Source organism: Bacteroides sp. 3_2_5 (genome assembly GCF_000159855.2).
In the GTDB taxonomy this organism is placed as follows: Bacteria; Bacteroidota; Bacteroidia; order Bacteroidales; family Bacteroidaceae; genus Bacteroides; species Bacteroides fragilis.
The window spans coordinates 2,655,143-2,680,567 of the sequence record NZ_JH636044.1; the positions used below are offsets into that span (position 1 = coordinate 2,655,143).

Here is a 25,425-nt window from a genome sequence, read left to right on the forward strand (position 1 = left end):
AAATTAGATAGTATGATAACACCTGAAGACAAAGAATTGCTTGCCAAAAAGGGCATTTCGGAAGTACAAATCGCTGAGCAGTTGGCTTGCTTCCAAAAAGGCTCTCCTTATTTGAAGTTAGATGCTGCCGCATCTGTAGAAAAAGGCATTTTGGCTCCTGATGCCGAGGAGCAGAAAGCTTATCTTGCAGCATGGGATGCCTATACCAATTCAGACAAAACGATTGTGAAGTTTGTACCCGCTTCGGGTGCTGCCAGCCGTATGTTCAAGAATCTATTTGAATTTTTGGATGCTGACTATACTGAACCCACTACAAAGTTCGAACAAACTTTTTTTGAATCGATTGAAAGATTTGCTTTTTATGATGACTTGAATACGGCTTGTGTGCGGACAGAAGGCAAAGGTATTCCTACCCTGATTGCAGAAGGCAATTATAAAGCGGTCGTTTCAGGATTGCTTAATGTAGCGGGACTGAATTACGGTGCGCTTCCCAAGGGGTTACTTAAGTTTCATAAGTATGAAGAAGGTTCGCGTACCCCGCTTGAGGAACATTTGGCAGAAGGTGCTATGTACGCTGCCGGAAAAAGCGGAAAAGTCAATGTGCATTTTACCGTCTCTACCGAGCACCGTGAACTGTTTAAATCATTGGTTACCGAAAAAGTCGATGCTTTTGCCAAACGTTATGGCGTGGATTATAATATCACTTTCTCCGAACAGAAACCAAGCACTGATACAATTGCCGCTGATATGGAAAACCAGCCATTCCGCGATAACGGTAAGCTTTTGTTTCGTCCCGGCGGGCATGGTGCGCTGATTGAGAATCTGAATGATCTGGATGCGGATGTTATTTTTATTAAGAACATTGACAATGTGGTTCCTGATAAATTGAAAGGCGATACAGTGCTTTATAAGAAACTGATTGCCGGTGTACTGGTATCTCTCCAGAAGCAAGCTTTTCAATATCTGGAATTATTGGATAGTGGTCGTTATACACATGAGCAGGTGATGGATATCCTGCAATTTGTACAAAAGAAACTTTTCTGTAAGAATCCTGAAACAAAAGATCTGGAAGATGCCGAGTTGGTCATTTACCTGAAGAATAAATTGAACCGTCCGATGCGTGTTTGTGGTATGGTGAAGAACGTGGGCGAGCCGGGCGGTGGTCCGTTCCTGGCATATAATAGTGATGGAACTATCTCCCTGCAAATCCTTGAAAGCTCACAAATCGATATGAATAATCCGGAAGCAAAGGAAATGTTTGAAAAGGGTACGCACTTCAACCCGGTCGATCTGGTTTGCGCCGTACGTGATTATAAGGGTCATAAATTTGATTTGGCGAAATATGTGGATAAAGCTACCGGCTTCATCTCTTATAAGTCGAAGAGTGGTAAGGATCTGAAAGCTCTTGAACTTCCCGGTTTGTGGAATGGTGCTATGAGCGATTGGAGTACGGTATTTGTGGAGGTTCCACTTTCCACTTTCAATCCGGTAAAGACTGTGAACGACCTGTTGCGTGAACAGCATCAGTAATCAAAGGAAAATAAAAAAGGGGATATTCACGGCGAATATCCCCTTTTTATTATTTAATTGCTTTTCAGATCAATTTCTTGGCAAAGCTTCTTTTACTACCATCGGACGACCGGCATATTCTGCTCCGTTCAATTCTTTAATGGCATTGCTTGCTTCTGAAGATTCCGGCATTTCGACAAACGCAAACCCTTTAGATCTTCTTGTTTCGCGGTCTGTGATCAGTTTTACTGATTCTACTACTCCATACTCTTCCATAACTTGTCTCAAATCTGACTCCTTAACATTATAGCTAAGATTTCCAACGTACATATTCATAAATATACAAAAATAAAAAATTAATAAAATAACAATAAAGCTTTAGGAAGTGTAAATCAGAGATGAAAGTTCTCAATGCGAACATTGAGGAAATACATGTGAGAGTTAAACCAATAAAAACCTCTTATTGTTTGATGTTGCAAAGTAAGGCATTAATTCCGGATAATACACCATATCCGCTTCTTTTTATCCTTTTAAATATTCTTTATTGTGTAATTAGAGCAAAAATTAACATTTCTCTTTGGCTATATGTGTCTTATTTGTTATAATATTGGAAATTATATTATGACATTTACGAAGTTAACATCCTGTCATGTACGATGTTAACAACGTATTTATACGAAGTTAATATCGTATCTGCAGGAAGTTAACTTCTTGGAACTACGATATTAACTTCGTAAAATCTCTTTTTTACTATCGGTGTAAGTGCTTGATAATCATGATTAATATGCTGTTAAGTAATGTTCCCGTTCTCTTTTAAAGGAGGACTTTGTTCTTGAAGAACAGCTTGTTGTTCTGTGGTATGTTAATCTTTTTCTATGTAATTGCCTTTTTCTCTCTTTTATCGTAATCATTTAGTAGCTCGTTCGGGATTTATTGGAAGAAAAGTAGTATTTTTGCGTCATTATATCTTAAAATATTCAATCATGAAGAAAATACTTTTACTCGGATCGGGCGAATTGGGCAAGGAATTTGTAATTTCTGCTCAACGTAAAGGTCAACACATCATTACTTGTGATTCATATGCCGGGGCACCTGCCATGCAGGTTGCTGATGAATGCGAAGTATTCGATATGCTGAACGGTGAAGAACTGGAGCGTATTGTAAAAAAGCATCGGCCGGACATTATCGTCCCCGAGATTGAAGCCATTCGTACGGAACGTTTATACGATTTCGAAAAAGAAGGGATTCAGGTAGTGCCGAGTGCACGTGCCGTTAATTACACAATGAACCGAAAGGCTATCCGTGATTTGGCCGCTAAGGAACTGGGACTGAAAACTGCGAAATACTATTATGCCAAGTCATTGGAAGAACTGAAGGAAGCCGCTGAGAAAATCGGTTTCCCTTGTGTCGTGAAGCCTTTAATGTCCTCATCGGGTAAAGGGCAGTCATTGGTCAAGAGCGCTGCCGAGTTGGAACATGCTTGGGAATATGGGTGTAATGGCAGCCGTGGAGATATTCGTGAGCTAATCATTGAGGAATTTATCAAATTCGATAGTGAGATAACTTTGCTTACAGTGACACAGAAGAATGGTCCGACTCTGTTTTGTCCGCCTATCGGGCATGTACAAAAGGGTGGGGATTATCGGGAAAGTTTCCAACCTGCACACATTGATCCTGCACACTTGAAGGAAGCAGAAGATATGGCTGAAAAAGTAACTCGTGCATTGACCGGTGCAGGACTGTGGGGAGTAGAATTTTTCCTGAGCCATGAAAACGGGGTTTACTTTTCGGAACTGTCTCCACGTCCACATGATACGGGAATGGTGACATTGGCCGGAACACAAAATCTGAATGAATTTGAACTTCACCTACGTGCCGTATTGGGGTTGCCCATTCCGGGAATAAAACAAGAAAGAATAGGAGCGAGTGCCGTTATTCTGTCGCCGATTGCCAGTCAGGAACGTCCGCAGTATAGAGGTATGGAGGAAGTTACCGGAGAAGAGGATACTTATCTGCGTATATTTGGTAAGCCGTATACACGTGTGAATCGGCGTATGGGAGTAGTGCTTTGCTATGCTCCAAACGGTTCGGATCTGGATGCTTTGCGTGATAAGGCAAAGCGGATAGCCGATAAAGTAGAAGTATATTAAATACCGGGATTATTGGTTGAAAAACCATAGTGGGGTGTGCCGAAACTCCTGTTTACCACAAAGTACCACAGGATGAACTTAATCTATTGATTACTTTTATCTGTATGAATCTGTGGTGAATACGAGTCTTGGTACACCCCTGTTTTTTATCTGATTATACCTTTGTTCTCTTCGCTTTTGCAATTGTTAATACTCTATCCTATTCATGGCGTAAAGAGCGAAAAATGCCTTTAAAACGCAACTTCCCTTTGTTTGTATAAAACTCGTTGCATGTTGTACTATCTAACATTTGACTAATTGACTGAAAACGCTACAGCTACTTGAAAACTTAATCAATTCTCTGATTGGGCAGAGGATAGAGCGTATTGGCTCTAATATGCTTTGTATAGTAGTAAAAAGGGTGCTAATGTTGTTCATTTTCACACCTTTATAAGTTTAATGAATGTTATCTAAAGAGAAAAAACAGAAAAATGGTACAACGGGGAAAAAAAGTTTCTACTTTTGCGAAGTTGTTTGTTTAACTATCTATGTGAACAAAACCGGATATCGAACGTTATGTTAATAGTGAAACTGGTAAAAACGCGACTTACCATGCTATAACGTTTTAGAGTATTAGAAGAATAATATATAAAAAGATTGCTTATGTCACAGATTATCGGACATATCTCTCAGGTAATTGGCCCTGTGGTCGATGTGTATTTTGAAGGTACAGAATCGGACTTGATATTGCCAAGTATCCACGACGCATTAGAGATAAAAAGGCACAACGGCAAAAAGCTGATTGTAGAAGTTCAACAACACATTGGTGAAAATACCGTACGTACGGTTGCCATGGATAGTACCGACGGCTTGCAGCGCGGGATGAAGGTATTTCCGACGGGAGGTCCTATCACAATGCCGGTAGGCGAACAGATCAAAGGACGTTTGATGAACGTAGTCGGCGACTCCATCGATGGAATGAAAGAACTCAATCGCGACGGTGCATATTCTATTCACCGTGATCCTCCCAAATTTGAAGATTTAACCACTGTACAGGAAGTTCTGTTTACCGGAATTAAGGTGATAGACCTGCTTGAGCCTTATTCAAAAGGAGGTAAGATCGGTTTGTTTGGCGGGGCCGGAGTGGGTAAAACTGTACTTATTATGGAGCTCATTAATAACATTGCCAAGAAGCATAATGGTTTTTCCGTATTTGCCGGAGTGGGAGAGCGTACCCGTGAAGGTAATGATTTGCTTCGTGAGATGATTGAATCGGGTGTAATCCGTTATGGAGAAGCATTCAAAGAAAGCATGGAAAAAGGACATTGGGACCTCTCGAAAGTGGATTATAATGAGGTAGAAAAGTCACAGGCTACATTGGTGTTCGGACAGATGAACGAACCTCCCGGAGCACGTGCTTCAGTTGCTTTGTCAGGATTGACTGTCGCTGAATCTTTCCGGGATATGGGGGCAAAATCGGGAGCGAGAGATATATTGTTTTTTATCGATAATATTTTCCGTTTCACTCAGGCGGGTTCCGAGGTTTCGGCTTTGTTGGGGCGTATGCCTTCTGCGGTAGGTTATCAACCTACGTTGGCTACCGAAATGGGTGCTATGCAAGAACGTATCACTTCGACAAAAACGGGTTCTATCACTTCGGTGCAGGCTGTTTACGTACCGGCTGATGACTTGACCGACCCTGCTCCGGCAACAACTTTTACCCACTTGGATGCAACGACTGTGTTGAGTCGTAAAATTACTGAGCTTGGTATTTATCCGGCAGTGGATCCGTTGGAGTCTACTTCTCGTATTCTCGATCCGCACATTGTGGGTCAAGAGCATTATGATGTCGCACAACGTGTGAAGCAGATTCTTCAACGCAATAAAGAATTACAGGATATTATCTCTATTTTAGGTATGGAGGAGTTATCCGACGCCGACCGTCTGGTGGTAAACCGTGCGCGCAGGGTACAGCGTTTCCTGTCTCAACCATTTACAGTGGCCGAACAGTTTACCGGAGTACCGGGAGCAATGGTGGCCATTGAAGATACAATAAAAGGATTCAAAATGATTTTGGATGGTGAAGTAGATTATCTGCCTGAACCGGCGTTTCTGAATGTGGGAACCATTGAAGAAGCTATCGAAAAAGGTAAGAAACTGCTTGAACAGGCTAACAAATAAAATAAGGAATCATGAAAGAACTGCATTTGAATATTGTATCGCCGGAAAAAGAGGTCTTTAATGGTGAAGTGAAGAGTGTTACCCTTCCGGGCACCAGTGGAGTCTTTTCTATTCTGCCGCAGCATGCACCGATTGTTTCTTCCCTGCAAGAAGGGACAGTCAGTTACACGACAACGGATGGCGAAGAGCATACGCTGGATATTCACAGCGGTTTTGTGGAGCTAAGCAATGGTGAAGCTTCCGTTTGCGTATCCTGAGCCTTGATCTCCGCACAATAATCTGTTTTTACTATGAATATGAGCATCACAAAACGCAATTTTCTGGGTTATCTCAGCATCCTTACTCTTGTAGGGGGAGGATTGGGAGCCTTGGTCTTGCATTATCTGGAACCCGGACATTATTTCGGAGGTTATCCGTTGATACCGGTGTACTTTTATATATTCGGTGTATTTTATATTTATATGTTTGATGCCTGCAGGCGTCATGCACCGGAGAAGATGGTGATGCTCTTTTTAGTGGCAAAAGTATTGAAAATGATTGTATCAGTTTTCTTACTAATCATTTATTGTGTGGCTGTGCCCGATTCCGCTATTGAATTTCTGCTGACGTTCCTGGCGTTCTATCTGGGCTATCTTATATATGAAAGCTGGTTTTTCTTCGTTTTCGAGTGGAATCAGAAACTTAAAAAGAAATCAAAAAAATATGAAACAGTTGCGTAACATAGTTGCCGGAATGCTTGTCTTGATAGGAGGAATGTTGCCTGCTACAACCTTTGCACAGGAGCCTGTACCGGGTGATACCACCGCTACTTTGCAGCAGGAGATTATTGTAGGGAAAGACACAATCAATCAGGAAGCTAATCAGGTAGATGTAAAAGGCATTGTGTTCGGCCATATTGGAGATTCTTACGAGTGGCATATCACGAATATAGGAAAAACTTCAATTTGCATTCCGTTGCCGATTATCGTGTATAGCGAAACTTCTGGTTGGCATGCTTTTCTGTCTTCGCGCCTAGAAGAGAATGGCGGCAAATACGAGGGATTTTATATAGCTCCTGCCGGGAGCAAGTATGAGGGGAAAGTAGTAGAACGTAATGCGACGGGAGAGGAAGTACGTCCGTGGGATATTTCCATTACAAAGGTAACTTTGTCTCTCTTTATCAATAGCGCTATTTTGCTGGCCATCATTCTGAGTGTAGCGCATTGGTATCGCAAACGTGAACAGGGTGCATATGCTCCGGGAGGATTTATCGGATTTATGGAGATGTTTATTATGATGGTTCATGATGATGTGATTAAGAGTTGTGTGGGACCCAACTATAAAAAGTTTGCTCCCTATCTGCTCACAGCCTTTTTCTTCATTTTCATTAACAATATTATGGGACTGATCCCCATCTTTCCCGGAGGAGCGAATGTAACCGGAAATATTGCCATAACATTGGTATTAGCTTTATTCACATTCGTTATTGTTAATATATTCGGAACAAAACACTATTGGAAAGATATTTTCTGGCCTGATGTTCCCTGGTGGCTGAAGGTACCTATACCCATGATGCCGTTTATCGAATTTTTCGGTGTATTTACCAAACCGTTTGCCTTGATGATCCGTCTGTTTGCCAACATGTTGTCCGGACACATGGCCATGTTAGTGCTTACCTGCCTGATATTTATATCGGCAAGCATGGGACCGGCTATCAATGGTTCGCTTACGGTGGCTTCCGTATTATTCAACATTTTTATGAATTTGCTGGAAGTATTGGTTGCCTTTATTCAGGCTTATGTGTTCACGATGTTATCTGCTGTATTCATCGGACTGGCCCAGGAAGGTGGTAAAAAAGAAGAAGTAAAAGAATAATATAAACCATTTTAAAACTGAAAATTATGTTACTATCAGTATTATTGCAAGCTGCTGCTGCAGGAGTAGGATTAAGTAAATTGGGAGCAGCTCTCGGAGCTGGTTTAGCTGTTATCGGAGCAGGTATCGGTATTGGTAAGATCGGTGGCTCGGCCATGGAAGGTATTGCACGTCAACCGGAGGCATCGGGAGATATCCGTATGAATATGATTATTGCCGCTGCCTTGGTTGAAGGTGTAGCGTTGTTGGCATTAGTTGTTTGTCTATTGGTACTTTTCTTATAATAAACAAAGAAGATTATGTCATTGTTACTACCCGATAGTGGCCTGATATTCTGGATGCTCCTTTCTTTTGGAATTGTATTCGCAGTATTGGCAAAATACGGCTTCCCCGTCATTATTAAGATGGTGGAAGGCCGTAAAACCTACATTGACGAATCATTGGAGGTAGCCAGAGAAGCAAACGCCCAGTTGTCACGACTGAAAGAGGAGGGCGAAGCTATTGTGGCTGCCGCTAACAAGGAACAGGGACGTATCATGAAAGAGGCTATGCAGGAACGTGAAAAGATTATTTACGAGGCCCGCAAACAAGCTGAAATAGCTGCTCAGAAGGAACTGGATGAAGTGAAACGACAGATTCAGATTGAAAAAGACGAAGCCATACGTGATATCCGTCGGCAGGTAGCTCTGCTTTCTGTGGATATAGCCGAGAAGGTCATTCGCAAAAATCTGGATGATAAACAAGAGCAGATGGGAATGATTGACCGTATGCTTGATGAAGTATTAACGAAGAACTAACAGAAGAAGATGGAAGTCGGAATAATTTCAATGCGGTATGCGAAAGCTCTGATGGCTTATGCTGAAGAGAGAGGAGCGGAGGAGAGGCTTTATCATGAGCTTGTCACACTGGCGCACAGTTTCCGTACTGTGAAGGGATTTTGTGCCGTGCTTGACAATCCTATTGTTTCTGTTAACGAAAAGTTTAATCTGATCTGTACGGCAGCCGATGGGGACCATAAACCGAGTGAAGAATTTATTCGTTTCATTCGGTTGGTACTCAAGGAGAGAAGGGAGACCTATCTGCAATTTATGAGTCTGATGTATCTGGATCTTTACCGGAAGAAGAAACACATCGGTGTAGGGAAACTGATCACTGCTGTTCCGGTAGACAAAGCTACAGAAGAGCGTATCCGACAAACTGCTGCACATATTTTGCATGCATATATGGAGTTGGAAACAGTGGTTGACCCTTCTATAGAAGGCGGCTTCGTTTTCGATATTAACGATTACCGACTGGATGCCAGTATCGCTACACAGTTGAAGAAAGTCAAACAACAATTCATTGATAAGAATCGAAGAATTGTATAATTAGTGAAAAATTATGTCTGAAAATATAAGAGTAAGCGAAGTATCCGACATTCTGCGGCAGCAGCTTGAAGGGATCGAGACCAAAGTGCAGCTTGACGAAATAGGTACGGTGCTACAGGTAAGCGATGGTGTAGTGCGTATTTATGGTCTACGCAATGCCGAGGCCAACGAACTACTTGAATTTGACAATGGTATCAAGGCCATTGTGATGAACTTGGAAGAAGATAATGTAGGTGCCGTGTTGCTGGGACCGACGGATAAAATCAAGGAGGGATTTACGGTGAAACGTACCAAGCGAATTGCTTCTATCCGTGTGGGAGAAAGTATGTTGGGACGCGTTATCGACCCGTTGGGTGAACCATTGGACGGAAAAGGGCTGATAGGAGGTGAACTTTATGAAATGCCGCTGGAGCGTAAAGCTCCCGGGGTCATCTATCGTCAGCCGGTGAATCAACCTTTGCAAACGGGTCTGAAGGCTGTTGATGCAATGATCCCTATCGGCCGTGGACAGCGTGAGCTGATAATCGGTGACCGACAGACGGGTAAGACATCGATAGCCATTGATACGATCATCAATCAGCGAAGTAATTATGAAGCTGGTGATCCTGTATATTGCATTTATGTAGCTATCGGACAAAAAGGTTCCACGGTAGCTTCTATCGTAAACACCTTACGCCAATATGGTGCGATGGATTATACTATTGTGGTGGCGGCTACAGCTGGAGACCCGGCTGCATTGCAATATTTTGCTCCGTTTGCGGGGGCTGCCATCGGTGAGTATTTTCGTGATACCGGCCGACATGCACTGGTTGTTTATGATGATTTGTCGAAACAAGCAGTATCTTACCGTGAAGTGTCTTTGATTCTCCGTCGCCCCTCGGGACGTGAAGCCTATCCGGGCGATATTTTCTATTTACACTCCCGTTTGCTGGAGCGTGCAGCCAAGATTATTAATCAGGAAGAAGTGGCCCGTGAGATGAACGATTTGCCCGAAAGCCTGAAAGGTAAAGTGAAAGGTGGAGGTTCGCTGACAGCATTGCCTATTATTGAAACTCAGGCCGGAGACGTTTCTGCCTATATTCCGACTAATGTGATCTCTATTACAGACGGTCAGATATTCCTTGATACGGATTTATTCAATCAAGGTAATCGTCCGGCTATTAATGTAGGTATATCGGTTTCCCGTGTGGGAGGTAATGCGCAGATTAAGGCTATGAAGAAAGTGGCCGGTACATTGAAAATCGATCAGGCACAATATCGCGAATTGGAAGCATTCTCCAAATTTAGTGGAGATATGGATCCGGTTACCGCACTGACCATTGACAAGGGGCAGAAAAACGCCCGTTTGCTGGTTCAGCCCCAATACTCTCCAATGCCGGTAGAGAAGCAGATTGCCATTCTCTATTGCGGTATCCACGGATTATTGCGAAATGTTCCGTTGGATAAGGTAGAAGATTTTGAAGCAGCGTTCCTCAATACACTCGCTCTCGATCATCAGGCAGATGTGCTGGATGTATTGAAAACCGGAGTGATCAATGACGAGGTAACGAAGGCCATTGAAGAAACGGCGGCAATGGTTGCCAAACAGTATAGTTAATTATAAATCATTTAGAAGATTATGGCTTCACTAAAAGAAGTAAAAACCAGAATAAATTCGGTACAAAGTACCCGAAAAATCACTTCAGCAATGAAGATGGTGGCTTCTGCCAAGTTACACAAGGCGCAGGGAGCCATTGAGAATATGCTGCCTTATCAGAGGAAGTTGAATAAGATTCTGACTAACTTTCTGAGTGCTGATCTTCCGGTAGAGTCTCTGTTCTGTGTGGAACGTCCCGTCAAGCGGGTCGCTATTGTGGCTTTTTCTTCCAACAGTTCTTTATGCGGTGCTTTCAATGCGAATGTACTGAAAATGTTTTTGCAGACGGTGGGAGAATATCGCGAGTTGGGACAAGATAATATCCTGATCTATCCGGTGGGCAAAAAAATAGAGGAAGCTGTCAAGAAGTTAGGATTCTTTCCTCAAGGCAGTTATCAGAAGTTGGCAGATAAACCGTCGTATGATGAAGCCGCTGCATTGGCCAAATTGTTGATGGAACTTTTTCTGGAAAAAAATATCGACCGTGTGGAGTTGATTTATCACCATTTCAAGTCAATGGGGGTACAAGAACTGTTGCGCGAAAGATATTTACCGATTGACTTGTCTGCCGTTCAAAATGACGAAGAGAGAGGTGGAGTAGTGAATGACTATATCATAGAACCTTCTGCAGCTCAATTGATAGCAGACTTGATTCCGCAGGTGTTGAGTCAGAAGATATTTACAGCTGCTCTCGATTCTAATGCATCCGAACATGCTGCACGTACTTTGGCTATGCAGATAGCGACGGACAATGCCAACGAACTGATTCAGGAGTTGACAAAGCAGTATAATAAAACCCGCCAGCAGGCCATTACAAATGAATTGCTCGATATTGTAGGTGGCAGTATGGCATAGATTTCCACACCAAAGTATACAAAGGTCACGGAATGGTTATTAATGAAAAGTTGATAACCTTCATTCCGTGACCTTTGTGGTTTCTACCGTGAAATAACTTATTATTATATTGCTTTCTTCTTTCTTTTGCTTTAACTTTGTCGCAAAGTATTATTGCATGGAAGAGAACCACGAAATAGAATTAGCCTGGCAAGTCATTGAAAATACCGGTACGCATCTTTTTCTGACAGGAAAGGCCGGAACCGGAAAAACAACTTTTCTCCGTCGGTTAAAAGAACTTACCCCAAAGCGTATGGTAGTGGTTGCACCTACGGGGATTGCTGCCATTAATGCCGGAGGTGTCACTATACACTCCTTTTTTCAGTTGAACTTCGCACCTTACATTCCGGAAAGCACATTTAATTCTGCTCAGCAAGGTTTTCATAAATTCGGAAAAGAAAAAATCAATATTATCCGTAGTATAGACTTGTTGGTGATCGATGAAATCAGTATGGTACGTGCCGATCAACTGGATGCAATTGATGCTGTACTGCGTCGGTATCGTGATCGCTCGAAACCTTTCGGCGGTGTTCAGCTCCTGATGATAGGCGACTTGCAGCAATTGGCTCCCGTGGTGAAAGAAGAGGACTGGAGCCTGTTGAGCTCTTACTATGATACAGCATTTTTCTTTGGCAGTCATTCACTGAAAGAGACGGAATATATCACGATAGAGTTAAAGAAAGTCTATCGGCAAAGTGATACGGAATTTGTCGGATTATTGAATAAAATCAGAGAGAAAGAGGCAGACGACGCTGTTCTGGAAGAATTGAACAAACGTTATCTTCCGGGATTCCGTCCGAGAGAGGAAGAAGGATATATCCGACTGACTACACATAACTATCAGGCTCAGCAATATAACGACCGACAACTGCTTTCTCTTTCAGGAAGAGCTTTCAGTTTCCAGGCGAAGGTGGAAGGCACTTTTCCGGAATCGGCATACCCGGCTGATGAAATGCTTACCGTTAAGGAAGGGGCTCAGATAATGTTTATTAAAAACGATTCTTCCGGTGAACATCGATATTATAATGGAATGATCGGTTTGGTTACGGCTGTCAGTAAAGATGGCATCCGGGTGAAAGGGAACGGAGAATCACAGGACTTTCTGCTTGAAACCGAAGAATGGACAAATAGTAAATACAGCCTGAATCCGCAGACGAAAGAGATTACCGAAGAGGTGGAAGGTACTTTCCGGCAATATCCCATTCGTCTGGCATGGGCAATAACCATCCATAAAAGCCAGGGGTTAACTTTCGAACGTGCAATCATTGATGCAAATGCCTCTTTTGCCCATGGACAGGTTTATGTCGCTCTGAGTCGTTGTAAGTCGCTTCAGGGATTGGTGCTTAGTTCTCCTTTAAGGCGAGAGTCCATTATCAGTGACGATACGATTGATGAATTTACCCGTAATGCCGGAGAGATGACTCCCGACAAGCATAAATTGGCTCTATTGCGTCAACATTACTTCTATGAATTGTTGTGCGAACAGTTTGATTTTCATCCGATTGAACAGCATTTTTTACGTTTGCTTCGCTTGCTTGACGAGCATTTATATCGTCTCTATCCAAAGTTGTTGGAACGATATAAGACAACTGCCGATCTGTATAAAACGCAGATAATGAAAGTCGCCGATACATTTAAACTGCAATATTCTGCCCTATTGATGGGGGCTGAAGATTATACCGCCAACCCGAAATTGAATGAACGGGTTATGGCCGGTGCCCACTATTTCCGTCAACATCTGGAAGATTTATTAACTCCGCTGATTACTTCTACAAAAGTAGAAACGGATAATAAAGAACTGAAAAAGAAATTCTCCGAAGCGGCAGATGCAATGAAGACAGCATTGCACGTAAAGCTGGGGACCTTGTGCTATACTGAGAAAGAAGGTTTTTCTGTTTCCGCATTTCTAAAACAGAAGGCTGTTCTTACGTTATCTGTTTCGGGAGGAGAAGCTGCGTCTTCTTCCGGAAGATCGGAGCGTAAATCCCGGACAGCCGAGAAAATAGAAGTACCGACTGATATTCTTCATCCGGAATTATATAAGCAATTGATTGCCTGGAGAAATTCTGAAGCTGCAAAAGCTGGTTTGCCTGTATATACCATCATACAGCAGAAAGCAATTCTGGGTATTGTAAATCTCTTGCCGAATGATGCGGCTTCACTGATACGTATTCCGTATTTCGGAAAACGCGGTGCCGAAAAATACGGTGATGCCTTGCTTGAAATGGTGAACCGATACGTAGAGGAGCATGGCATAGAACGTCCGCAAATGCCAACAGCGACGTTGACTGTCAATAATGGGATTAAAACGTCGAAAGAGCCCAAACCTTTAAAAGAGGCTAAATCGGTGAAAGAACCGAAGCCTGATACCAAAGAGGTAACATATCGTCTTTTCAGGCAGGGGAAGAGTATTGAAGAAATAGCCAAGGAACGCGAGCTGGTTTCCGGAACCATAGCGGGACATCTGGAACACTATGTACGCTCTGGTGAAGTTAAAATAGAGCAGTTGGTGGCAAGAGAGAAAATCACGAAAATCATCCGTTACGTACAGGCCCATGGAAGTGATAAAGGACTGACGGTTATTAAAGCAGCTTTGGGGGATGATGTCTCATATGCAGATATAAGGTTGGTACTTGCTGCCGGAATAAAATAGTCATATTAATTTCAAGAGAGTGTTTCATAACTCACCACAGGGGTACACAGAGTCACACAGAGTAAGCTTAATCTATTCTATTTATCTGTGTGAATCCGTGTAATCTGTGGTGAATACGGGTTTCGATACCCCTTCATTAAATGATTGATCCGGTAAATTATAACAAAACTTCTTCTATCAATGCTTTTAACTGGGTTTTATTCATAGTTCCTAATTTCATACTTGGTTTTCCTCCCATCGGACAAAGCAACAGGTTAGGGATTGTACGAATGGCAAAAGCAGCCTCCAGTTCCGGTTCCTGATCTACATCCACTTTATAAATATCTATTTTCCCATCATATTCTACAGCCAGTTGGTCGAGTATAGGTGACAGGGCTTTGCAATATACACACCAGGGAGCATGAAAATCCACCAGGCAAGGTTTATCACCTTTAAAATCCCATTTATTCGGGTATTCTTGGAATTCGGCCACTTTCTCTACGAAGCTTTCTTTTGTTAAATCAATGACTTTCATATTTTTACTTTTTTAGTGATTACTCATTTATTTCTTTCTTTGATGTTGCAAAGATAGGAAGATAGATCTTATTGTCAGATAGCTATTTCTCCTATTATATTAGCAATTCTTCCTTGTCCCGTTTTTTCTGCTTTCTAATAACTTTCTAATCTTATCTGAGTATCTTATAATTGCTTTCAAACGGTTTGCTTCATGGGGGAGTTGTACTTTTGCTTCCAAAATAACAAGGACTATGATCAGAAAGTTTTTTATTCTCTTTTTTCTTGGCTTTTTCGGATTTGCCGAAGCCCAACAGCCGTCCGTCGGCTTGACTCTGAAGGAGGCAGAGCAACGTTTCCTGAAATGTAATTTATCCCTATTGGCCGAGCGCTACAATGTAGACATCGCACAAGCCAGGTTGCTTCAGGCCGGACTGTTCGATAATCCGGTAATTTCATTCGAACAAAATGTGTATAACCGATTGAATGGAAAGTACTTTGACTTCGGCAAAAAAGGTGAGTCGGTAGTCGAAATAGAGCAGGTGATACGCCTTGCCGGACAACGGAATAAGCAGATACGGCTGGAAAAGATAAACAAGGAAATTGCCGGTTATCAGTTCGAAGAAGTGATGAGGACTTTACGCCAGGAACTTGGCGAGGCATTTACAGAAGTTTTCTATCTCTCAAAGTCATTGTCTGTTTATGATAAAGAAATCAATTCGCTGGAGCATTTGCTGACAGGTATAAAAGAGCAGCATGCAAAGGGAAATATCTCTTTAATGGAAATGGCGAGACTCGAGTCTATGCTGCTTTCTCTGAAGAAAGACAAGAACGAATGCGAAAGCAACTATTTGTCCCGGAGAGGAGAATTGAATCTGTTACTGAATCTGCCTGCCGACTTTCGGACAGAGCCTGTAATAGATGAAGGAGATCTTCGACAATTAAACATGGACCGGTTGTCTTATGCCGATTTACAAGAGAGGGTACACGGGAGACCTGACCAGAAGTTGGCACGCAGCTGTGTCACTGCTTCGCAAGCCGATCTGAAATTGCAGAAGGCGTTGGCTTTTCCGGAATTCGCAGTAAAAGGTAGTTATGATCGCCAAGGTAATTTTATTAATAACTACTTTGCAATCGGATTCAGTATGTCGGTACCTATCTTTAACCGTAACCAGGGGAATATTAAAATGGCCCGTTTCAATCTTCTGAAGGCGGATCGGGAGCAAGAGTATTCCCGAAATAAAGCCGAGGCCGAACTATACGCAGCTTATACTGCTTTAGAGAAAGCATGTCAGTTGTATCAGTCGACTGATATGGGACTGGAACAGAATTTTGAGAAACTGATAGCCGGAGCCAACGAGAACTTTATCAAACGTAACATCAGTCTTTTAGAATTCATCGACTTTTATGATAGCTACAAAGAGACTTGCATCCGGCTTTACGAAATCAAGAAAAACGTACTGCTCGGTATAGAGAACCTGAATGCGGTGGCCGGACAACCTATTTTTAACTACTAAATCCATATAATTTATGAATTGGACAAAATACCTTCCATGCCTATTGATTTTGGGTATGGGGAGTGGTTGCTCATCAGAAGTAAAGCACCCCGGAGAAAATCAAGATCTGTGTCTGACAGACAGTTTACTGAAAATAGTTTCCGTCGATACGGTGCATCTGCATGATGTGGCAGATGAATTGACTTTGAACGGACGTGTTACTTTTAATCAGGAACAGGTGGCACACGTCTATCCGATGTTTGGCGGAACAGTGACGGAACTTCGCGCTGAAGTTGGGGATTATGTGCGAAAAGGAGACATACTTGCCATATTGCGTAGCGGTGAAGTGGCCGATTACGAAAGACAGATGAAAGAGGCGGAGCAACAGGTGATTATTGCCCGCAGAAATGTAAATGCTACCCGGGATATGTTCGATTCCGGGTTGGCATCCGATAAAGATGTATTGCAGGCACGTCAGGAATTGATCAATGCAGAAGCGGAAGAGGATCGCATCAAAGAAATTTTTTCCATAAATAACTTCAGCGGCCGGTCATTCTATGAAGTCAAATCTCCCGTTAGCGGTTTTATTGTGGAAAAGAGTGTGAGTAGAAATATGCAGCTTCGTCCCGATCAGGGTGAGGAGATATTTACTGTCTCCGGTCTGGAGCATGTATGGGTGATGGCAGATGTTTATGAAAGCGACATCAGTAAAGTAGCAGAAGGAGCATCGGTACATATCACTACGCTGGCATATCCGGGTAAGGTGTTCTCCGGAAATATAGATAAAATATACCACATGTTGAATACTGAAAGTAAGACAATGAACGTACGGGTAAAGCTGTGTAACGAAGACTATCTGTTGAAGCCGGGTATGTTCACCACGGTCAATGTTGAGTGCAAATCTTCCGGGAAACAGATGCCTCGGATCAATGCACATGCCTTGATATTTGAAGGAGGTAAGAATTACGTCGTAACCGTCACCCCCGACAACCGCCTGAAAGTGAAAGAAGTCGATGTATACAAACGGCAAAATCAGGAATGCTATGTCCGTTCCGGGCTTTCTGAGGGTGACAGAGTGCTGAATCAGAATGTATTATTGGTCTACAATAGTTTAAATGCAGACTAAAAACGGAAGAATACTATGCATAAGTTTATAGACAATATTGTGGCATTTTCGTTGAAAAATAAGTTCTTCATCTTTTTTTGTACGGCGATTGCCGTCATTGCCGGTGTGGTTTCGTTCAAGCATACACCGATAGATGCATTTCCCGATGTGACGAATACGAAAGTGACCATCATTACCCAATGGGCGGGACGCAGTGCGGAAGAGGTGGAGAAGTTCATTACGATTCCGGTGGAGATAGCCATGAACTCGGTACAGAAGAAGACGGACATCCGTTCGACAACCCTATTCGGACTGTCGGTCATCAATGTGTTGTTTGAAGATCATGTGGATGATTTTGTTGCCCGTCAGCAGGTATACAATTTATTGAATGACGCAGATCTTCCGGATGGGGTGACTCCGGAAGTACAACCTCTTTACGGACCTACGGGTGAGATTTACCGTTATACTTTGCGAAGTGACAAACGGAGTGTACGCGAACTGAAAACGATTCAGGATTGGGTGATCGACCGTAACTTGCGTGCCGTATCGGGAGTGGCGGATATTGTCAGTTTCGGCGGGGAAGTGAAGACTTTTGAAGTCAGTGTCAATCCGAATCAGTTAATCAATTATGGCATCACTTCGCTTGAACTTTATGATGCCATAGCGAAAAGCAATATCAATGTCGGGGGAGATGTGATTACCAAAAGTTCGCAGGCCTATGTTGTGAGAGGTATCGGATTGATTAATGACTTGGAAGAACTGCGGAACATTGTAGTAAAAAACATTAATGGGACTCCCATACTGGTGAAAAATCTGGCCGATGTACGCGAATCATGTTTACCCCGTTTGGGCCAGGTGGGGCGTATGGATGAAGATGATGTAGTGGAAGGCATTGTGGTGATGCGCAAAGGAGAGAATCCGGGAGAAGTCATATCCGGGTTGAAAGCGAAAATAGACGAACTGAATGAGAATATCCTGCCGTCGGATGTGGAGATCGTACCTTTCTATGACCGGGAAGATCTGGTGGATCTTGCAGTTCATACGGTGACACACAATTTGGTAGAGGGCATATTGCTGGTAACTTTCATTGTATTTATTTTTATGGCAGACTGGCGGACGACGGCAGTAGTTGCGGTCATTATACCGTTAGCCCTGTTATTTGCTTTTATCTGCTTGCACATAATGGGGATGTCTGCCAACCTGCTTTCAATGGGAGCTATTGATTTTGGGATCATTATAGACGGAGCGGTAGTGATGGTGGAGGGAATATTCGTTGCCCTCGACCGAAAAGCGAAAGAGGTGGGAATGCCCGTATTCAACAGGATGTCAAAAATGGGCCTGATCCGAAGTACAGCCAAAGAAAAGGCCAAAGCTGTCTTTTTTTCTAAGCTGATTATCATTACAGCGCTGATTCCCATCTTTTCGTTTCAAAAAGTAGAAGGAAAAATGTTTTCTCCTTTGGCCTATACTCTGGGATTTGCTTTACTGGGAGCATTGATTTTCACATTGACGCTGGTTCCGGTCATGTCGTCTATTCTTTTGAAGAAGAATGTGCGTGAGAGAAGTAATTTTCTGGTGCACTTTATCAGAGAGAAGAGTGCGGCTTTGTTTGCGATCTTTCATGCCCATCGTAAATTGTCTATCGGATTGGCTTCTTTGGCAGGAGGAGTCGGTCTGTTTCTCTATTCGTTTCTGGGAATGGAATTTTTGCCGCAGTTGAATGAAGGGGCTATTTATATTCGCGCTACCCTTCCGCAGAGCATTTCTTTGGATGAGTCAGTATCCCTTGCCAATAGAATGCGCAGAGAATTACTGGCATTTCCCGAGGTAAGACAGGTGCTTTCGCAAACCGGGCGTCCGAATGACGGAACCGATGCCACCGGTTTTTATAATGTGGAGTTTCATGTCGATATTTTCCCGGAGAAGGAGTGGGAAAGCGGACTTAGCAAAGGACAACTGATTGAGAAAATGCAATCTGCCCTTGCTCTTTATCCCGGCACCGATTTTAATTTCTCGCAGCCGATCACTGACAATGTAGAGGAAGCGGCTTCGGGTGTAAAAGGATCTATTGCCGTTAAAGTTTTCGGCAAAGACTTATATGAAGCGGAGAAACTGGCTGTGCAGATCGACAAAGTATTGGGAACCGTACAAGGTATCGAGGATTTGGGAGTGATCCGCAACATTGGCCAGCCGGAACTTCGCATCGAGTTGAATGAAAAGCAACTGGCGCGTTACGGTGTGTCTAAAGAGAACGTGCAGTCTATTATCGAGATGGCTATAGGAGGTAAATCGGCCTCCCTGCTTTATGAAGACGAGCGTAAATTCAATATCATGGTGCGTTACAATGAAGAGTTTCGCCGGAACGAAGAGCAAATAGGTAAGATTCTGGTACCCGCGATGGATGGTACGATGATACCGATCAAAGAGCTGGCGGATATCCGGACTATTACGGGACCTCTACTTATATTCCGTGACAGTCATGCCCGTTTTTGTGCCGTTAAGTTCTCCGTACGCGGACGTGCTATGGGGTCTGCTGTCGCCGAAGCACAAAAGAAAGTGGCGGCTTCGGTACATCTGCCGGACGGATATACGCTGAAATGGACCGGAGATTTTGAAAATCAGCAACGTGCCAGTAAGCGGCTTGCCCAGGTGGTTCCTGTCAGCATTGCCATTATTTTCGTCATTCTCTTCATCCTTTTTTCGAATGCGAGAGATGCAGGCCTGGTGCTACTGAATGTGCCGTTTGCAGCTGCTGGGGGAATTATTGCTTTGTTGATTACCCATTTCAACTTTTCGATTTCTGCGGGGATCGGTTTCATTGCCCTGTTCGGTATCTGCATCCAGAATGGAGTGATTATGATCTCGGGCATTAAATCGAACGTACGTTCACACATACCTTTATCGGAAGCTGTAAAGAATACCGTCCGTTCGCGTGTTCGTCCGGTCGTGATGACGGCTGCTATGGCTGCCATCGGATTAATGCCGGCCGCCTTGAGTCATGGCATCGGTTCTGAGTCGCAACGCCCGCTTGCCATTGTCATTATCGGGGGCGTATTGTGCGATACTTTCTTTACTCTATTCATTTTTCCGTTGATTGTAGAAGTTATTTATGGTAAAACGTTGTATGATAAAGAGGGTAAATTGCGGCAAAGACGAGTGTAAACAGTATATTTGCCACTTTAAAAACTAAAGAAGGATGGCTAAGATATTATTGGTAGAAGATGAAGTGAATATAGCTTCGTTTATAGAACGGGGTTTGAAGGAGTTTGGACATTCTGTGTCGGTGGCTAATGACGGTGATGCCGGATGGGAACTCATCCGGCAAGAAGCATTCGACCTGTTGATCCTGGATATTATCATGCCTAAGATGAACGGTCTGGAGCTATGCCGGCTTTATCGTCAGCAATACGGTTATCTCACCCCGGTTATAATGTTGACTGCATTGGGCACCACGGAGGATATCGTGAAAGGGCTCGATTCGGGGGCGGATGACTATTTGGTGAAACCATTCAGCTTTCAGGAACTGGAGGCGCGCATCAAGGCCATCCTGCGCAGAGGGCGGGAAGACTCTGTCCAGCAGCTGGTATGTGATGATCTGGTGCTTAACTGCAACACCCGCCGTGCCAGACGCAAGGAGGTGGAGATAGAACTCACTGTTAAGGAGTACCGCTTGCTGGAGTATTTCATGACCCATCAAGGCATGGTGCTTTCGCGCCTGACATTATTGAAAGATGTATGGGATAAGAATTTCGATACGAATACCAATGTGGTAGATGTTTATGTGAACTATCTTCGTGGTAAAATAGATAAGGAGCATGACAAGAAATTGATTCATACGGTGGTAGGTTCGGGATATATCATGTATGCTTAACTTTAACAAGTCAGGCTATGAAAATAGGACGTAAAATCGCACTCTTTTATACGTTGGTAACGGTACTGACCACCATGGCGGTTATCGGAGTGTTCTACCTGTTCAGTTCAAGGTATATCGATGGGTTGTACAGGTCATACCTTCGGGAAAAAGCTTTTCTGACCGCTCAGAAACACTGGGAGCGAGATGAAGTGGATGAGCAAAGCTATCAGACCATTCAACGGAAGTATGATGAGCTGCTGCCGGAGGCCAAAGAGATTTTGTTGGATATGGATAGTGATGCCGTGGTGCGTGATACGCTGAATAAATATCTTTCCGCCAGCCAGCAGAAGCAGCTTCTTGAGTCAAAAGAGATGTCATCGGTCTCTTTCGTATATCAGGATATGCTGGGAGCCGCACTATACTATCCCGATAATGAAGGCAATTTTATCGTAATTATCATGTCGCATAACAGTTATGGGGTCAAGATACAGGAACATTTGCTGCTCTTATCCGCCTTTCTGGTATTATGCAGCTCGGTATTGATCTTTTTCATCGGACAACTCTATTCTACGAGAATATTGATTCCCTTGCAGCACGTCCTGTTACAGTTGAAACAGATCCGCGGCAACAGTCTGAACCGCAGATTGAAGACCACCGGCAATAAAGATGAACTGGACCATCTGATAGAAACCTTAAACAGTATGCTCGACCGTATCGATACGGCATTTAGAGCAGAAAAATCATTTGTCAGCCATGCTTCTCACGAACTGAATAATCCTATTACCGCCATTCAGGGTGAATGTGAAATAAGTCTCCTGAAAGAACGGAGTACCGATGAGTACATCGAAGCACTCCGGCGGATAGCCGGGGAAAGTAAACGCCTGTCCAATCTGATCAGGCATCTGCTGTTTCTGTCGAGACAGGAAGAGGACATCCGGAAGAATAACGTAGAAGAGATTCGTCTGGCAGACCTGTTGGAAGAGGCTGGAGCTGCTAACCCGCGCATCCGGCTGCAATATCCGGAAGATGCCGCAAGGTACGCTGTGGTCAGTGCCAGCCCTTACTTGTTTAAAATAGCCTTGCAAAACGTGATAGACAATGCCTGCAAGTATTCGCAAGGCGAGGTGCTTATCCGGCTTTACAAGGAAGATGAGCGATGGGGGATAGCTGTCAAAGATTCCGGAATCGGCATCCCGGCGGATGAAATGGAACTTATCTTCCAGTCATTCTACCGGGGAAGTAATACGAGAGAATACGCCGGTCAAGGGATCGGGTTAAGTCTTTCCATGAAAATCTTTTCTGTCTACAGGGGTAAGGTCAGCATTCGTTCCGAAGAAGGGAAGGGGACGGAAGTGAGAGTTGTCTTCGCATAATATACGATTTACTTTTCCGGGGAAGTGCGGATACACACGTATGTATGTTTCCCATTAGTGTTAGTCCGTTAAAATATCACAATAAGAAAATGTTTCTTGCAATTGCAGCATCAATAAGAGTCCATCTGTGTTTTTACATAGGTATTGTATTCTTAATGGAGTATTTTAAAAAATGCAAGAACTATGTCACTGAGTAATCTGCTAATTATATTCTCTTCCTCTTTTATGGCTTTGTTTCCCGTGGTGAATCCTTTGGGAAACGGTTTTGTGGTGAATGGCTTTTTTACCGACCTGGATCCCAAGCAGCGGAAAACCGCCATCCGGAAACTGATTCTTAACTTTATAATAATCGGTGTGGGTACTTTGGTCATAGGCCACCTGTTTTTGTTAATGTTCGGACTGGCCATCCCTGTCATTCAGTTGGGCGGTGGGATACTTATCTGTAAAACGGCCATGGAGTTGCTCGGCGATTCTAACTCCCCGGATCAGGAAGAATCGAGCCGGAACATGGATAGCCTCAAATGGAAGAATATAGAACAGAAGATATTTTATCCCATCACGTTTCCCATCAGCATCGGTCCGGGCAGTATATCCGTTATATTTACTCTGATGGCTTCTGCCAGCGTCAAAGGTAAATTGTTGCAAACCGGAATCAATTATTTTGTGATCGCACTTGTTATAGTTTGTATGGCAGCCATACTTTATATCTTTCTTTCCCAAGGGCAAAGAATTATTCAGAAACTCGGGCCGGTAGGGAATCAGATCATTAACAAGCTCGTTGCCTTTTTTACATTCTGCATCGGCATACAGATTTCCGTGACAGGTATATCTCAGATATTTCATTTGAGTATCTTATGATTACAGCCGTTACAGAGCGGCTGCGGCAGCCGGCAATGATATTTACCCGTTTCTATCCGTTTGTCCGGATCAGTATGAGCAACATACGGTTCATGATGAAAACGAATATATACCATTGTCAGACTCTGGAAAAATGCAGTGGCACTTTAAGGGGGAGGAGGCATAATTATTAAGGATTGAGTCCTTTGTTTATAAGTAGCCTTTCAGCACTTTTGCGATGCGTTTGTATCCTTCGGCATTCGGGTGAAGCCCGTCACGGAACAGTGAATGGTCTATTGTTCCGTCTTTATGCGTCAGTTGCGGAGCAAGATTAATGAAAGTACAATCTTTGCCGTTCAGTCGCTCTTGCAATGCCGCGTCTATTTGGGCAATGCGGGTTTCCATCTCTTTTCTCGGCAGGATGCCCATCACGCAGAGTTTTGTACGGGGCTGACGCTCGCGAATCGCTTTTACGACCCGGCAGATTCCCTCTATGACTTCATCGTCGGTATTGAACAAGAGATTGTTGGTGCCTATCAGCAGGAAAATGTTCTGTGCCTGAAAACCGTCCAGCTCACCGTGGTAGATACGCCACAGTACATTTTCTGTTTTGTCCCAGCCAAATCCGAGGTTACGGACCCGCTTTCCTTTGAAAAGTTTATCCCAGGATTCTGTTCCAAACTGATTGTGTGCAATAGGTTCGCCTCCCCAGAAATGCGTGATCGAGTTGCCGATCATCACCACTTCGGGAGCACTTTGCTTATTTAGTTTCAAGATCTCTTCGTGGCGTCCGTACCAGTCGTATGGATCTCTTTGCTGCTTGCAGGGGATACATGAAGTAGGCCCTTCACTCTCTTCGTGTAAGATCTCACCTATCTTCTTCCGGTAACTGTCCGCATATTGCTGCATACCCAGGTCGGTGGAATGAACACCGTCTACCATGGCATCCATCGGCATACCGATTTCTTCCTTGGTCAGATAATAGACAGCAGGAACCTGCTCTTTTTGCAGCGTCTCGTATGCCTTGCGTAGTTCTGCATTGGCCACACGATAGGATTCCTCCGCGCTTTCGGAACTGAATTCATTGCTATATCCGTCGTGTTCTACCAACAGGATGGGGGCCCGGCTCTTTTCACGAAGTTTTTTCACTCCCTCCAAAGTGCGTTGGTACACTACGGCCGATGCTTCTTTTCCTGCCAGATTGGGCATACAGTCAATGATATATAGCCGTGCATCGATCTCTGACAGAAGATCGAAGAGTGCTTCTTCCAGTTTTCCGTTGCCGGAGAACCCCAGATTGATGACCGGATGTCCCAACTTCCGGTTCAGTATATTGCCCCATGCCATGCCAGGACGCGAAGCACAGGCTCCTTGCGCAATGGAAGTGCCGTATATGACCAGAGGCTTTTCTTGTGAAACCGGAAGAAAACGGAAAGAAGCGTCGGCAGGAACACCTATCTCCATCCATGATACACTGTTGTATAGCGGCAGGAATAGTTGGTATTCAAATCCGTTGCCGGATTTAGCCGCGTATGAAAGTCCCCTGAAATTGTAGACAATGGTGTCTCCCATGGAATAATTTCCGGCACACCAGCGTTCTTGCCCGTTATTGTCTGTAGCATACAGATCGATGCCCGAAACTCCCGTAGCCGGCATATGGGGCATAGAGAGTCCGCCTTTTACTACGTAGCGAACCTTTATTTCGGATGCGTTGGAACGGAAGGCGACAGACAGCCCTGCGCTTTGCCGCGACAAATCCCATAAAGGCTTGCGTACTTTATCTTCTGCCCTTTGCGGGAGGCGGGCATAAGAATCTTTCAGTTCGTCCTGCCATGCTTGTCCGCGTACTGTATGAAAGTCTTGTTTGAGTGGATCTGCCCATTTGTATTGTGCCTGTAGAGAAGCGCACCCCAGAAAAAGGGCTAAAAGGGAAAGTTGGAGTCTGGTAGTTTTCATGATCATTGAGTATTAGGGGATATAAATGTAATCATTCTATCTTGAATATGCAATCAACCGATGTAATCGTAGACGAGTTGTACAACTGGT

Annotated in this window: 21 protein-coding genes; 18 read left to right on the top strand and 3 right to left on the bottom strand. The window is 43.7% G+C overall.

Going from position 1 to position 25,425, the window contains the following annotated elements; all coding sequences use genetic code 11:
* Positions 1-12: 12 nt before the first annotated feature.
* Positions 13-1,530, top strand: coding sequence for a DUF4301 family protein (locus tag BSHG_RS07275; protein WP_008660122.1), 1,518 nt, complete (start codon positions 13-15; stop codon positions 1,528-1,530).
* A 69-nt stretch (positions 1,531-1,599) separates the two neighbouring features.
* Here BSHG_RS07275 and BSHG_RS07270 read toward each other — a convergent pair whose 3' ends face one another.
* Complete coding sequence (locus tag BSHG_RS07270; protein ID WP_005787472.1) at positions 1,600-1,845, bottom strand: RNA recognition motif domain-containing protein; 246 nt, start codon at positions 1,843-1,845, stop codon at positions 1,600-1,602.
* A gap of 647 nt (positions 1,846-2,492) precedes the next feature.
* Here BSHG_RS07270 and purT point away from each other — a divergent pair.
* The 11 genes from purT to BSHG_RS07215 all read left to right on the top strand — a co-directional run bounded on the left by purT (position 2,493) and on the right by BSHG_RS07215 (position 14,223).
* Entirely contained in the window at positions 2,493-3,659 is a 1,167-nt protein-coding gene (gene purT / locus BSHG_RS07265; RefSeq protein ID WP_008660128.1) for a formate-dependent phosphoribosylglycinamide formyltransferase, read from the top strand.
* Between the two features lie 642 nt (positions 3,660-4,301).
* Complete coding sequence (gene atpD / locus BSHG_RS07260) at positions 4,302-5,819, top strand: F0F1 ATP synthase subunit beta (RefSeq protein ID WP_005787476.1); 1,518 nt, start codon at positions 4,302-4,304, stop codon at positions 5,817-5,819.
* 11 nt (positions 5,820-5,830) lie between these two features.
* A complete protein-coding gene (atpC, locus tag BSHG_RS07255; protein WP_005787478.1) occupies positions 5,831-6,076 on the top strand; it encodes an ATP synthase F1 subunit epsilon in 246 nt (81 codons plus the stop codon).
* A gap of 33 nt (positions 6,077-6,109) precedes the next feature.
* Positions 6,110-6,538, top strand: coding sequence for a hypothetical protein (locus BSHG_RS07250; RefSeq protein ID WP_005787480.1), 429 nt, complete (start codon positions 6,110-6,112; stop codon positions 6,536-6,538).
* Complete coding sequence (gene atpB / locus BSHG_RS07245; protein ID WP_005787483.1) at positions 6,522-7,673, top strand: F0F1 ATP synthase subunit A; 1,152 nt, start codon at positions 6,522-6,524, stop codon at positions 7,671-7,673. The genes BSHG_RS07250 and atpB overlap by 17 nt, the downstream gene beginning before the upstream one ends.
* 26 nt (positions 7,674-7,699) lie before the next feature.
* Positions 7,700-7,957, top strand: coding sequence for an ATP synthase F0 subunit C (atpE, locus tag BSHG_RS07240; RefSeq protein ID WP_005777530.1), 258 nt, complete (start codon positions 7,700-7,702; stop codon positions 7,955-7,957).
* A gap of 15 nt (positions 7,958-7,972) precedes the next feature.
* Positions 7,973-8,470, top strand: coding sequence for a F0F1 ATP synthase subunit B (atpF, locus tag BSHG_RS07235; protein ID WP_005787487.1), 498 nt, complete (start codon positions 7,973-7,975; stop codon positions 8,468-8,470).
* A 9-nt stretch (positions 8,471-8,479) separates the two neighbouring features.
* The gene (locus BSHG_RS07230) at positions 8,480-9,040 is read left to right on the top strand and encodes a F0F1 ATP synthase subunit delta (RefSeq protein WP_008768717.1); all 561 of its coding nucleotides are present in this window, start codon (positions 8,480-8,482) and stop codon (positions 9,038-9,040) included.
* Between the two features lie 13 nt (positions 9,041-9,053).
* Positions 9,054-10,637, top strand: a complete 1,584-nt coding sequence (gene atpA / locus BSHG_RS07225; RefSeq protein ID WP_005787491.1) for a F0F1 ATP synthase subunit alpha — start codon at positions 9,054-9,056, stop codon at positions 10,635-10,637.
* 21 nt (positions 10,638-10,658) lie between these two features.
* Positions 10,659-11,531, top strand: coding sequence for a F0F1 ATP synthase subunit gamma (locus BSHG_RS07220; protein WP_008660135.1), 873 nt, complete (start codon positions 10,659-10,661; stop codon positions 11,529-11,531).
* Positions 11,532-11,688: 157 nt separating this feature from the next.
* Positions 11,689-14,223 carry a helix-turn-helix domain-containing protein gene (locus tag BSHG_RS07215; RefSeq protein WP_008660137.1) on the top strand — a complete coding sequence of 845 codons (2,535 nt, stop codon included), beginning with the start codon at positions 11,689-11,691 and terminating at the stop codon, positions 14,221-14,223.
* Between the two features lie 157 nt (positions 14,224-14,380).
* Here BSHG_RS07215 and BSHG_RS07210 read toward each other — a convergent pair whose 3' ends face one another.
* Positions 14,381-14,737 (bottom strand): thioredoxin family protein, encoded by a 357-nt coding sequence (locus BSHG_RS07210; protein WP_005787498.1) that lies wholly within the window; start codon positions 14,735-14,737, stop codon positions 14,381-14,383.
* Positions 14,738-14,969: 232 nt separating this feature from the next.
* Between BSHG_RS07210 and BSHG_RS07205 the strand changes: the two genes are divergently transcribed.
* From BSHG_RS07205 to BSHG_RS07180, 6 genes are all read left to right on the top strand, one after another.
* On the top strand, positions 14,970-16,232 hold the full coding sequence (locus BSHG_RS07205; protein ID WP_005787500.1) for a TolC family protein: 1,263 nt from the start codon (positions 14,970-14,972) through the stop codon (positions 16,230-16,232).
* A 13-nt stretch (positions 16,233-16,245) separates the two neighbouring features.
* A complete protein-coding gene (locus tag BSHG_RS07200; RefSeq protein WP_008660142.1) occupies positions 16,246-17,337 on the top strand; it encodes an efflux RND transporter periplasmic adaptor subunit in 1,092 nt (363 codons plus the stop codon).
* Between the two features lie 15 nt (positions 17,338-17,352).
* Positions 17,353-20,478, top strand: coding sequence for an efflux RND transporter permease subunit (locus tag BSHG_RS07195; RefSeq protein WP_008660143.1), 3,126 nt, complete (start codon positions 17,353-17,355; stop codon positions 20,476-20,478).
* 34 nt (positions 20,479-20,512) lie between these two features.
* Complete coding sequence (locus BSHG_RS07190) at positions 20,513-21,187, top strand: response regulator transcription factor (RefSeq protein WP_008660145.1); 675 nt, start codon at positions 20,513-20,515, stop codon at positions 21,185-21,187.
* 17 nt (positions 21,188-21,204) lie between these two features.
* A complete protein-coding gene (locus BSHG_RS07185; protein WP_005817691.1) occupies positions 21,205-22,542 on the top strand; it encodes a sensor histidine kinase in 1,338 nt (445 codons plus the stop codon).
* A 183-nt stretch (positions 22,543-22,725) separates the two neighbouring features.
* Positions 22,726-23,400 carry a MarC family protein gene (locus tag BSHG_RS07180; protein WP_005787510.1) on the top strand — a complete coding sequence of 225 codons (675 nt, stop codon included), beginning with the start codon at positions 22,726-22,728 and terminating at the stop codon, positions 23,398-23,400.
* A gap of 189 nt (positions 23,401-23,589) precedes the next feature.
* Here BSHG_RS07180 and BSHG_RS07175 read toward each other — a convergent pair whose 3' ends face one another.
* A complete protein-coding gene (locus BSHG_RS07175; protein WP_008660147.1) occupies positions 23,590-25,335 on the bottom strand; it encodes an SGNH/GDSL hydrolase family protein in 1,746 nt (581 codons plus the stop codon).
* Between the last annotated feature and the right edge of the window lie 90 nt (positions 25,336-25,425).

Coding starts and splice junctions, on each gene's coding strand:
- BSHG_RS07275 (WP_008660122.1), top strand. CDS start 13: ATGATAACACCTGAAGACAAAGAATTGCTTGCCAAAAAGGGCATTTCG.
- BSHG_RS07270 (WP_005787472.1), bottom strand. CDS start 1,845: ATGAATATGTACGTTGGAAATCTTAGCTATAATGTTAAGGAGTCAGAT.
- purT (WP_008660128.1), top strand. CDS start 2,493: ATGAAGAAAATACTTTTACTCGGATCGGGCGAATTGGGCAAGGAATTT.
- atpD (WP_005787476.1), top strand. CDS start 4,302: ATGTCACAGATTATCGGACATATCTCTCAGGTAATTGGCCCTGTGGTC.
- atpC (WP_005787478.1), top strand. CDS start 5,831: ATGAAAGAACTGCATTTGAATATTGTATCGCCGGAAAAAGAGGTCTTT.
- BSHG_RS07250 (WP_005787480.1), top strand. CDS start 6,110: ATGAATATGAGCATCACAAAACGCAATTTTCTGGGTTATCTCAGCATC.
- atpB (WP_005787483.1), top strand. CDS start 6,522: ATGAAACAGTTGCGTAACATAGTTGCCGGAATGCTTGTCTTGATAGGA.
- atpE (WP_005777530.1), top strand. CDS start 7,700: ATGTTACTATCAGTATTATTGCAAGCTGCTGCTGCAGGAGTAGGATTA.
- atpF (WP_005787487.1), top strand. CDS start 7,973: ATGTCATTGTTACTACCCGATAGTGGCCTGATATTCTGGATGCTCCTT.
- BSHG_RS07230 (WP_008768717.1), top strand. CDS start 8,480: ATGGAAGTCGGAATAATTTCAATGCGGTATGCGAAAGCTCTGATGGCT.
- atpA (WP_005787491.1), top strand. CDS start 9,054: ATGTCTGAAAATATAAGAGTAAGCGAAGTATCCGACATTCTGCGGCAG.
- BSHG_RS07220 (WP_008660135.1), top strand. CDS start 10,659: ATGGCTTCACTAAAAGAAGTAAAAACCAGAATAAATTCGGTACAAAGT.
- BSHG_RS07215 (WP_008660137.1), top strand. CDS start 11,689: ATGGAAGAGAACCACGAAATAGAATTAGCCTGGCAAGTCATTGAAAAT.
- BSHG_RS07210 (WP_005787498.1), bottom strand. CDS start 14,737: ATGAAAGTCATTGATTTAACAAAAGAAAGCTTCGTAGAGAAAGTGGCC.
- BSHG_RS07205 (WP_005787500.1), top strand. CDS start 14,970: ATGATCAGAAAGTTTTTTATTCTCTTTTTTCTTGGCTTTTTCGGATTT.
- BSHG_RS07200 (WP_008660142.1), top strand. CDS start 16,246: ATGAATTGGACAAAATACCTTCCATGCCTATTGATTTTGGGTATGGGG.
- BSHG_RS07195 (WP_008660143.1), top strand. CDS start 17,353: ATGCATAAGTTTATAGACAATATTGTGGCATTTTCGTTGAAAAATAAG.
- BSHG_RS07190 (WP_008660145.1), top strand. CDS start 20,513: ATGGCTAAGATATTATTGGTAGAAGATGAAGTGAATATAGCTTCGTTT.
- BSHG_RS07185 (WP_005817691.1), top strand. CDS start 21,205: ATGAAAATAGGACGTAAAATCGCACTCTTTTATACGTTGGTAACGGTA.
- BSHG_RS07180 (WP_005787510.1), top strand. CDS start 22,726: ATGTCACTGAGTAATCTGCTAATTATATTCTCTTCCTCTTTTATGGCT.
- BSHG_RS07175 (WP_008660147.1), bottom strand. CDS start 25,335: ATGAAAACTACCAGACTCCAACTTTCCCTTTTAGCCCTTTTTCTGGGG.